Origin of the sequence: Micromonospora psammae, from assembly GCF_036902725.1 — a bacterium.
In the GTDB taxonomy this organism is placed as follows: domain Bacteria; phylum Actinomycetota; class Actinomycetes; order Mycobacteriales; family Micromonosporaceae; genus Micromonospora.
On sequence record NZ_JBAKHM010000049.1, the window covers coordinates 1 to 9,401 of the forward strand.

A 9,401-nucleotide genomic window follows, 5' to 3' on the forward strand; every position below is an offset into this window, starting at 1 on the left:
TGCCTCGGCGGCACCCCGTGCCGCTTCGGCCGGCGCAACTTCAAGCACTCCGCGGTGATCGCCTGGCTCTTCCTCGGTGGCGCCTCGGTGCTCGCCGCCGGCTGCGCGCTGGTGCCGCTCGCCGTGGGGCGGGCCGGTGGGCAACCGCTGCTGGCCGGCCTGCCGATGCTGCTGGTGGGGCTGGTCCTGCTCGGCGCGGCGCTGGCCGCCGCCGGCCGGACCGTCCGGCAGGTCGCGGCCGGGCTGCTGGTGCCGCTGCTGGCCGCCGCGCTGCTCCGCCCGGTGGCCGAGCTGCGCGCCGGGCTCCTGCTGCTGGCGGCCGCCCTGGTGGCCGCCGCCCTGGCCGGGGCGGTCCGGCTGCTGCCGGAGCGGTTCCGCGCCGGGCCGCGGGTGGGGGCGCTGGTCGTCGCGGGCGGCCTCGCCCAGGTCGGCGCCCTCATCACGGTGGGGCTGGCCGGCGACGCGGTGAGCCGGTCGCTGCCCGACTGGCGGGCCGGGGCGGCCGGTCCGGCGCTCTACTGGGGGTGGCAGCTGCCGGTGGCCGTCGCGCTGACCGCCACCGCCGTCGCGGTGCTGCTGCCCCGGGCGGCCCGCCCGGTGACGGCGCTGCTCGGCGTCGCGCTGACCGCCGCCGCCCTGCCGGCGGTGGCCGTCACGCCCTGGCCGGCGACGCTCGCCATCGACCTGGTCGTCGGCGTGGCGCTCCTGCTGGTCGCCGTCGGGCCGGGGCGCCGGAACCCGACGGTGCTGGTCGGCGCGCTGGCCGCCGCCGCCCTGGTCGGACACGGCCTGCTGGTGGGCTGTGCCGAGCCGGTGGGGCTGCTGGTGGCGCTCGGCGTCGTGGCGGCGGCCGGCGCGGTGGCGGCGCTGCGGACCGGTCGGGGCAGCGCGGTGCAGCGCGGCGTCGCCGGGGTGGCGCTGGCCGTGGCGCTGCTCGCCGTACCGGCCGGGGTGGTGGTCGCGCTCTTCGCCGCCGGGGCGCCGCCCTGGTGGCAGCTGCGGGGTGGCCTGGCCGCCGCGGCGCTGCTGCTCGCCCCGGTCGTCGCGCTCCGCCGGCACCGGCCCGACCTCGACGGGTACGCCACGACCGCGCTGGCCGTGGCGCTCGCCGGATTCGCGCCGGCACCGCTGGTCGTACCGGGCGGGGAGCCGGTGGCGCTCTACGCCGCCGTGGCCGTGCTGGTGCTGGCCCTCGCCGACCGGCGGGAGGAGGCCGACGGTGCGGTGGGAGTGGTCGGCGTCGGGCTGGCCGGGCTGACGGTGCTCGCCGCCGCGCCGGCCGCCCTGGCGGCGCTCGTCTCGCCGTACGGCGGGGTGGCCCGGCCCTGGTCGGGGGCGCCCGGGGTGGAGCCGGTCCCCGGCGCGCCGGCCGCCGGGGTGGCCCTGCTGGTGCTGGCGGTCGCCGCCGCGCTGGTGGCCGGGCGGCTCCGCGGTGGTCGCGCCACGTCGGTGCTGGCCGCGCTGCCGTTCGGGGCGGCCGCGCTGCCGGTGCTGCTGGTGGCGGCCGCCGCGCCGTGGCCGGTCGTCCCGGCGGCGGTGCTGCTGACCGGGGTGTCGACGTTGCTGGCCGTCGCGCTGGCCGACCCGGGTTCGGGCGAGTCGGCTGCGCCGACCGGGGCGGCACCGGCGTCCGGCGGGCGGCCTGCCGCGCCGGGCGACCCGGGTCCGGCGACGGCGGGCCCGCGCCGGACGGTCGGCCCGTCGGCCCTGCTCGGGCTGGTCGGCGCGCCGGTCGGGCTGGCCTGGACCCTGTTCGGCTTCCTCGGCCTGCAGGCCACCCGGGCCGGCACCCTGGCCGGGCTGGCCCTGCTGGTGGTGACGGCGGTGGTGGTCGGCGCCGCCGGCCGCCGGCCCGAGGTCCGGCTGCTGGGCTGCCTGGCGGCGGTGGCCGCGACCACCGGCCTCGCGGTGACCGCGCCGGTCGCGGCGGGGCTGCCGCTGCGTACGGCCGGCTTCGCGGTGCTCGCGGTGGCGGTGGCGGTGCTGCTGACCGCGCCCGTGCTGTCCCGGCGGGTTCCGGTGGTCGGGGCGGCGATGGAGGCGGCGGCCCAGGCGGTCGCGCTGGTGGCGCTGCTGCTCACCGTCCCCTCGGCGCGGCACGCCGCCGCGGTCTGCGTGCTCTGGGGCGCCGCGGTCGCGCTGCGGGTGCTGCGGCGCGGGGAGTCGACCGCCCGCCGGTGGCTCTTCGCGGGCATCGCCGGGTCGAGCGAGCTGCTCGGCGCCTGGCTGCTGCTCGCCGCCGGCCGGGTGGTGCTGCTGGAGGCGTACACCCTGCCGGCGGCCGGGCTGGCGCTCGCCGCTGGCGTGGTGGCGCTGCGGACCCGGTCGGGGCTGACCAGTTGGCTGGCCCTCGGCCCGGGCCTGGCCGCCGGGCTGCTGCCCGGCCTGGTGTCGGTGCTGGTGGCCCCCGAACCGCAGCCGTGGCGGCGGCTGCTGCTCGGCGCCGCCGCGCTGGGCGTGGTGCTTGCCGGCGCGACCCGGCGGTGGCAGGCGCCGGTCCTGCTCGGCGGGGCGACGCTGGCCCTGCTGGCCCTGCACGAGCTGGCCCGGGGCTGGGACCTGCTGCCCCGGTGGGTCTTCCTGGCCGTCGGGGGGCTGGCACTGATCGCCCTGGCCGCCACCTACGAGCGGCGCCGCCGCGACCTGGTGCGGCTGCGGGCGGCGGTGGGGCGGATGGGCTGAGGTAGGGAGAGCCCCACCCGCTGTTCGGGGGCCAACATGATTACACAGCGCAATCATCAGTGCCAGGATCGGTGGTGGGGCCGCTACCGGAGCGTGGCCCGTACCGAGGATTCGAGGAGCGGACATGACGCCTTCAGCCGTGGCGGAGCAGCCGTCACGACGCGGCAGTGACTACGCGCTGTTGTCCCGACGAATCAGCGACGCGGGTCTGCTGCAACGGCGGCCCAGCCGGTACGTGGCCCGGGTCGTGCTGACGGTGGGCTTCTTCGTGGCGGGCTGGGCCGCGGTGGTGGTGGTCGGTGACTCCTGGGCCCAGCTGCTGCTCGCGGTGGTGCTGGCGGTGGCCACCACCCAGGTGGCGTTCCTCGGCCACGACGTCGGGCACCGGCAGATGTTCCGCCGGCGGGGCCCGAGCGAGCTCACCGGGCTGCTGGCCGGCAACCTGGCCGTCGGGCTCAGCTACGGCTGGTGGGTCGACAAGCACAACCGGCACCACGCCAACCCGAACCACACCGACGACGACCCGGACGTCGGGGCGGGCGCCCTGGTCTGGACGTACGAGCAGGCCGAGGCAACCCGGGGCGTGAGCCGGTGGCTCGCCCGCCGGCAGGCGTGGCTGTTCTTCCCGATGCTGCTGCTGGAGGGGTTCAACCTGCACGTGGCCGCCGTCCGGGCGCTGGTCGGGCGGGATCCGGACGGCCGCTGGCGGACGCCGGTGCGGCACCGGACGGTGGAGGTCCTGCTGCTGGGCGCGCACACCGTCGGCTACCTGGGCCTGCTGTTCACCGTGATGTCCGCGGGCCGGGCGCTCGCCTTCATCGCCGTCCACCAGGGGCTCTGGGGGCTCTACATGGGCTGCGCGTTCGCCCCGAACCACAAGGGGATGCCGATGCCCACCGCCGCCGACGAGCTGGACTTCCTGCGCAAGCAGGTGCTCACCTCGCGCAACGTCCGGGGCGGCCGGTTGGTGGACCTGGCTCTCGGGGGGCTCAACTACCAGATCGAGCACCACCTCTTCCCCAACATGCCGCGGGGCAACCTGCGCCGGGCCCGTCCGATCGTGCGGGCGTACTGCGCCGAACGGGGTGTCCGTTACGCGGAGACCGGGCTGGTCGAGTCGTACCGGCAGGCGCTGGCGCACCTGCACGAGGTGGGGCGGCCGCTGCGCGGCCGGTGACTGCCGGTACGCGCGGCGGGGCGGCACCGGTCGGTGCCGCCCCGCCGCCGTCGGTCGTCGCGTCCGTCAGCCGCCGAAGGACTTGATCAGCTCCGCCGGAGCCTCCTCGGTCTGGCTCGCCGGCGGCTTCTTCGGGTCGACCGCGGCACCGAAGTCGGTGTAGGTGGTCCGCATCTTGCCCAGCGCGGGCAGCAGCACGCTGGTGTCGACCACCAGTTCGGTCAGCCGGCCCTGGTCGTCGGTCTTGGCGGTGAAGGGCACCGCCGTGGCCTTCTCGCCGAGCGACTTGATGTTCTTGTCGTCCGGCTTGGCCTTGGTGTAGTCCAGGGTGCCGGCGTAGCTGCGCTCGCCGGTCTTCTCGACCTCGGTGACCCCCTTGATCATCTGCTTGGCGCCGCCCGGGTCGCCGTCCGGCATCAGGTTCATCCGGCCGTTCGGGCCGAGCTTGGTGGTGTCCATGTGCAGCCACTTGTTGGGCATCCCGGACATCCCGGAGATCTTCAGCCAGGCGTCGTCGCCGATGGTGACCATCCGGAACTTGCCGGAGCGGCCCATGTCCAACGTCATGTCGGCGGTCTTCGCCTTCGGGTCCAGCAGGCCGCCACCGTTGAGGACGACGGACTTGATGGTGACCCGCGAGCTCTGCTCGTTGAGCTTCGTCGAGGCGGCGGTCAGCTCGGCCAGCGGATCGGCCTTGGCGGCCGGGGCGGCGGAAGAGGCGCCGGTGGCGGCTGGAGCGTCCGCTCCGGTCTGGTTGCCGCATCCGGTCAGACCGAGACCGAGCGCGGCGACGAGCGCGACCCCCGTGGTCGCCAGCCGTCGAGTGTTCATCGTGGATTTCTCCTCGCGGAAGGGTGGGCCGGGACCGGCGCTGCGCACCGACCCCGGCCGGGCCGTCGGTCAGCGTAGCGGCCGGGGGCGACAGTGGGGCGTCGATGTCCGGCTCCGGCTGCGGCTGGTGCTTCGGAGGTGACGCTCCGTGAGTGGACTGGTCGTGTCCGGCCCGGTGGTGGGGGCACCGGTAGGGTCGGACCATGGCAGACCTGCTCACCGCCGAGGCGGTGCGAGAAGAGCTGGGCGGGCTGACGGAGTGGTCCGGCGACCCGGGCGGGATCACCCGCACCGTGCAGCTGCCCGGCTTCCCGGACGCCGTCGCGGTGGTCGACCGGGTGGCGGTGGTGGCCGAGGCGCTCGACCACCACCCCGACATCGACATCCGGTGGCGGACCCTGACCTTCCGCTGCGTCACCCACTCCGCCGGTGGGGTCACCCACCGTGACGTGGAGTTGGCGCGTCAGATCGACGACATCGTCCGGAGCGTCCAATGAGATTTGAGATCAGCAAGGTGCTGGACGCCATCGAGGGGCGGGTCTGCACCGACCCGTCGCTGGCCCGCGCCGTCCTCGACCTGGCCGAGGTGATCCGCTACCAGGATCTTGACGGCGGCCGGCCGGCGAGCCTGCTCCGGCTCGGCATGGTGATCGACGCCCTCTCCCGCGAGCTGGAGGAGGACAGCGTCCCGGTCTACGCGGTGGTCCACCGGGCCCTGCTCTCCGACGCCGACCTGACCTCCAACGAGCGGATGGTGGTCCGGCGCTGGGCCGACGACGGTCTGGTGGAGGTCCTCGACAACCCCGGCGACCGGATGTTGGAGGTGGCCGACCTGCTCGGCCTCCCGCTGCTCACCCGGGTCCGCTTCGACGGCCTGCGCGGTCGCTTCCCCTGGCTGGTCGAGCAGCCGGGGCGGGTGCTCGCCCCGGTGCCGGGCGCCGGTGGGCCGGCCCTGCTCGCGCACGTCGGCGGCGGCCACACGCCGGTCGAGGGGGACCGGTCACCGGTCGGCGCGAAGCTGCTGGCCCGGCAGTGGCGTTGCACCGAGCCGGGTTGCGCGCTCTTCGGCGGTGGCGGGGGCGGCGGTGCCTTCGCCGACCTGGCCCGGGTGGACCGCGCCCCGGCCGGCCAGCCGCCGCCCACCCTGCGCAACGGCGTACCGACCTGCCCGCGGCACGGCGTCCGGCTGGGCGACGGCGGGCCCCGGCCCCGGACCGAGGTGCTCGCCGTACGCGTCGGCGGGCTGATCCGCCGGCGGTTCGTGCTCACCGAGGAGCAGCCCGTGCTGGTCGGGCGGGCGCCGGACACCAGCGGCGGGATCATGCTCGGCCAGTGGCTCAACGACGAGGCGCGACGCTGGATCAGCCGCAGCCACATCCGGCTGGAGCTGCGGGTCGGCGAGGTGATCGTGACCGACGTCAGCACCAACGGCTCCGGCATCCGGCCCAACGGGTCGATGACCGAGTCGGAGCGGTTGCCGCTCGCGCCGAACCAGTCCCGCGTGCTCTCCGGCGCCGACATGGTCGAGCTCTACCCGGGTGTGCAGATCGGCCGGGCCGGCGAACTCCCCACCGGCGCGCCCTTCACCCCCACCTCCGTGATGGCCGAGGCCCCCACGATGGCGATGCGCCTGCCCCGATCCTGACGGCGGGCGAACGAAGGCGGGCGCCGGGACCGAGGTCCCGACGCCCGCCTTCTCGGTACGGAGGATCAGCCGGCCAGCACGGCGGCGAGCTGCGCCACCGCGTGGTCGATCTCCTCTTCGGTGATCACCAGCGGCGGGGCCAGCCGGATGGTGGAGCCGTGGGTGTCCTTGGCGAGGACGCCGCGCTCCATCAGCCGCTCGCAGGCCTGGCGGCCGCTCATCAGCGCCGGGTCGATGTCCACCCCGGCCCAGAGGCCACGGACCCGGACGGCGACCAGGCCCTTGCCGACCAGCCCCTCCAGGCCGGCCCGCAGGCGGGCGCCCAGCTCGGCGGAGCGGTGCTGGAACTCGCCGGTGGCGAGCAGCCGGACCACCTCGGTGGCGACCGCGCAGGCCAGCGGGTTGCCGCCGAAGGTCGAGCCGTGCTGGCCCGGCTTGAGCACGCCCAGCACGTCCGCGTTCGCGGCGACCGCCGAGACCGGCACGATGCCGCCGCCGAGCGCCTTGCCCAGCAGGTACATGTCCGGCACGACGCCCTCGTGGTCGCAGGCGAAGGTGTGCCCGGTCCGGCCCAGGCCGGACTGGATCTCGTCGGCGATGAAGAGCACGTTGCGCTCGGTGCAGACCTGGCGCACGCCCGGCAGGTAGCCCTCCGGCGGCACCACGACGCCCTGCTCGCCCTGGATCGGCTCCAGCAGCACGGCGACGGTGTTCTCGTCGATCGCGGCGGCCAGCGCGTCCAGGTCGCCGTAGGGGACGACCGTGAAGCCCGGGGTGTACGGCCCGAAGTCGGCGCGGGCGTCCTCGTCGGTGGAGAAGCTGACGATGGTCGTCGTCCGGCCGTGGAAGTTGCCCTCGGCGACCACGATGTTGGCCTGGCCGGGGGTGACGCCCTTGACCTGGTAGCCCCACTTGCGGGCGACCTTCACGCCGGTCTCGACCGCCTCGGCGCCGGTGTTCATCGGCAGGACCAGGTCCTTGCCGCACAGCTCGGCCAGCTCCTTGCAGAAGTCGGCGAACTGGTCGTGGATGAACGCGCGGCTGGTGAGCGTCAGCCGGTCGAGCTGCTCGTGGGCGGCCCGGATCAGCGTCGGGTGCCGGTGGCCGAAGTTCAGCGCCGAGTAGCCGGCGAGGCAGTCCAGGTAGCGACGGCCGTCCACGTCGGTGAGCCAGGCGCCCTCGGCGGAGGAGATCACCACCGGCAGCGGGTGGTAGTTGTGCGCGGTGTGCTTCTCCGCGTCCCGTACCGCGGCCGGAGTCCGCAGCATGTCCTCGATCACTTGCTCGCCTTTCCCTGACGGAGTCGCAACGTGCAGCACTTCGGTCCGCCGCCGGCCTTACGCAGCTCGGACAGGTCGATCCCGATGGTCTCGTAACCCCGGTCGCGCAGCTTCGCGGCGAGGTCGGTGGCCTGCGCCGGCAGCACCACGTGCCGGCCGTCGCTGACCGCGTTCAGCCCCAGCACCTCGGCGTCGGCCATGGTGGCGTGCACCGCGTCCGGGTAGAGCCGACGCAGCACCGCCTGGCTGCCGGGGGAGAACGCCTCCGGAAGGTACGCCACGGTCCGCTCGTCGAGCACGGTCAGGGCGGTGTCCAGGTGGTAGAAGCGCGGGTCGACCAGCTGCATCGTGATCACCGGGTAGCCGAAGACCTCCTGCAGCTGCGCGTGCGAGGCGTGCGCGGTGCGGAAGCCGGTGCCGGCGAGCAGGTGGTCGCCGACCAGCAGGACGTCGCCCTCGCCCTCGTTGACGTGCTTCGGGTCGTACATCTCGAAGCCGGCGGCCTCGAACCAGGCGCGGTAGGCGGGGGCCTCGTCGGCGCGCTGCGGGTCGCGGAACTGCACGGCCATCGCCTTGTCGTCGATGACGGTCCCGCCGTTGGCGGCGAAGACCATGTCGGGCAGGCCGGCGACCGGGTCGATCAGCTCGACGGAGTGGCCCAGGTCGAGGTAGGTCTGGCGCAGCCGCTCCCACTGCCGGATGGCCAGGTCGGCGTCGACCGGCGCGGTCGGGTCCATCCACGGGTTGATGGCGTAGTCGACGGCGAAGTACGTCGGCCGGCACATCAGGAAGCGCTGGCTGGTGGCGTCCATCGTCATGTCCTGCTCCTGGGGGTCGGGCGCGCCCGGCCACCGTGGCCCACGGGCTGGCGCCGTTGGTCAACGGTATGCGGCCCCGGCCGACGACATCCACCATGAAGGCTTGCGTACGCCGACGGATCATTGCGTCTGCGGTCGGTCGAACGGCGATTCGTTGCGTCGACGCTCACGACGACGGGGCCGCCCCCTCCGCGGGAGGGAACGGCCCCGGACGCGCTTCGGGGGCGGCGAACCGCCGCCCCCGAAAGGATGCGTGCCCGGCTGGTGAACCACCAGGCTGGTCGGGCGTCGCCGGCGCACCACCGGCGAGCGGAACAGTGCCCGTCAGAAGCGGTCCACAAACTGTGAGTCGAGCCACTCGCGCAGCCGGCCCACCCAGTCGCCGTCGGTGGTCGGCCAGTCGAACTGGCCGGTGAAAGCGACGATGCCCAGCACCACGGCGGCGAGACCGACCAGCATCCCGATCAGCGCGTCGGTCTTGCCGGCGACGTGCCGGCGCCGGGTCGCCCGCAGGCCGAGGACGGAGAGCACCGCGCCGACCGCGCCGAGGGCGATGCCGTAGCCGGCCAGGGTGCCGGTGAGCACGAAGAGCGCGCCCGCCACCGCGACGATCAGGCCGATGGTGGCCAGCAGGCTGGCCCGCGGCTTCGGACCGGCGACGACCGGCGCCTCGTCCGGGTCCGAGCGGTCCCGGGAGTCGACGGTGCGCTTGGCGGCCCGGTCCAGGTCGACCGTCCGGTCGTCCGCCGGCACGGCGTTCTCGTCGCGGTGCCCGAGCGGCCGGCCCGGCGCGGCGTCCTCGTCGGCGTGCCCGAGCGGGCGGGCCGGCGTACGCGGCTCGTCGTCGACCGGCGCGACCCGCCCGGACGGTCCGCGCCGCGGGTCGTCGCCGGGTCGGGCGGTGGCGGCGCGGGCCGCGCGGCCGGTTCTCGACGATCTTCGGCGCCTCGGGCAGGGCCTCCAGGATG

The 9,401-nt window shown here is 75.4% G+C and carries 7 protein-coding genes and 1 pseudogene; 4 read left to right on the forward strand and 4 right to left on the reverse strand.

The window, feature by feature from the left end:
- Positions 1-2,034 precede the first annotated feature (2,034 nt).
- Both V6U79_RS29940 and V6U79_RS29485 read left to right on the forward strand, forming a co-directional pair.
- Positions 2,035-2,682, forward strand: coding sequence for an SCO7613 C-terminal domain-containing membrane protein (locus V6U79_RS29940; RefSeq protein WP_442933835.1), 648 nt, complete (start codon positions 2,035-2,037; stop codon positions 2,680-2,682).
- A gap of 124 nt (positions 2,683-2,806) precedes the next feature.
- Positions 2,807-3,859: a fatty acid desaturase family protein gene (locus V6U79_RS29485; protein WP_334616693.1), complete on the forward strand. Its 1,053-nt coding sequence runs from the start codon at positions 2,807-2,809 to the stop codon at positions 3,857-3,859.
- A gap of 66 nt (positions 3,860-3,925) precedes the next feature.
- Here V6U79_RS29485 and V6U79_RS29490 read toward each other — a convergent pair whose 3' ends face one another.
- Complete coding sequence (locus V6U79_RS29490; protein WP_334534511.1) at positions 3,926-4,690, reverse strand: hypothetical protein; 765 nt, start codon at positions 4,688-4,690, stop codon at positions 3,926-3,928.
- A 203-nt stretch (positions 4,691-4,893) separates the two neighbouring features.
- Between V6U79_RS29490 and V6U79_RS29495 the strand changes: the two genes are divergently transcribed.
- On the forward strand, positions 4,894-5,187 hold the full coding sequence (locus V6U79_RS29495; RefSeq protein ID WP_334616694.1) for a 4a-hydroxytetrahydrobiopterin dehydratase: 294 nt from the start codon (positions 4,894-4,896) through the stop codon (positions 5,185-5,187).
- Entirely contained in the window at positions 5,184-6,335 is a 1,152-nt protein-coding gene (locus tag V6U79_RS29500; protein WP_334534509.1) for an FHA domain-containing protein, read from the forward strand. The genes V6U79_RS29495 and V6U79_RS29500 overlap by 4 nt, the downstream gene beginning before the upstream one ends.
- 65 nt (positions 6,336-6,400) lie before the next feature.
- Here the strand turns inward: V6U79_RS29500 and rocD are convergent, their stop codons facing one another.
- The 3 genes and pseudogenes from rocD to V6U79_RS29515 all read right to left on the reverse strand — a co-directional run.
- Positions 6,401-7,615: an ornithine--oxo-acid transaminase gene (rocD, locus tag V6U79_RS29505; RefSeq protein WP_334616695.1), complete on the reverse strand. Its 1,215-nt coding sequence runs from the start codon at positions 7,613-7,615 to the stop codon at positions 6,401-6,403.
- Positions 7,612-8,427 (reverse strand): dimethylargininase, encoded by an 816-nt coding sequence (gene ddaH, locus V6U79_RS29510; protein WP_334534513.1) that lies wholly within the window; start codon positions 8,425-8,427, stop codon positions 7,612-7,614. Before ddaH ends, rocD begins: the two co-directional genes overlap by 4 nt.
- 330 nt (positions 8,428-8,757) lie before the next feature.
- Positions 8,758-9,401, reverse strand: a pseudogene (locus V6U79_RS29515) (hypothetical protein); the annotation flags it as partial.

Coding starts and splice junctions, on each gene's coding strand:
- V6U79_RS29485 (WP_334616693.1), top strand. CDS start 2,807: ATGACGCCTTCAGCCGTGGCGGAGCAGCCGTCACGACGCGGCAGTGAC.
- V6U79_RS29500 (WP_334534509.1), top strand. CDS start 5,184: ATGAGATTTGAGATCAGCAAGGTGCTGGACGCCATCGAGGGGCGGGTC.
- V6U79_RS29940 (WP_442933835.1), top strand. CDS start 2,035: ATGGAGGCGGCGGCCCAGGCGGTCGCGCTGGTGGCGCTGCTGCTCACC.
- V6U79_RS29495 (WP_334616694.1), top strand. CDS start 4,894: ATGGCAGACCTGCTCACCGCCGAGGCGGTGCGAGAAGAGCTGGGCGGG.
- ddaH (WP_334534513.1), bottom strand. CDS start 8,427: ATGGACGCCACCAGCCAGCGCTTCCTGATGTGCCGGCCGACGTACTTC.
- V6U79_RS29490 (WP_334534511.1), bottom strand. CDS start 4,690: ATGAACACTCGACGGCTGGCGACCACGGGGGTCGCGCTCGTCGCCGCG.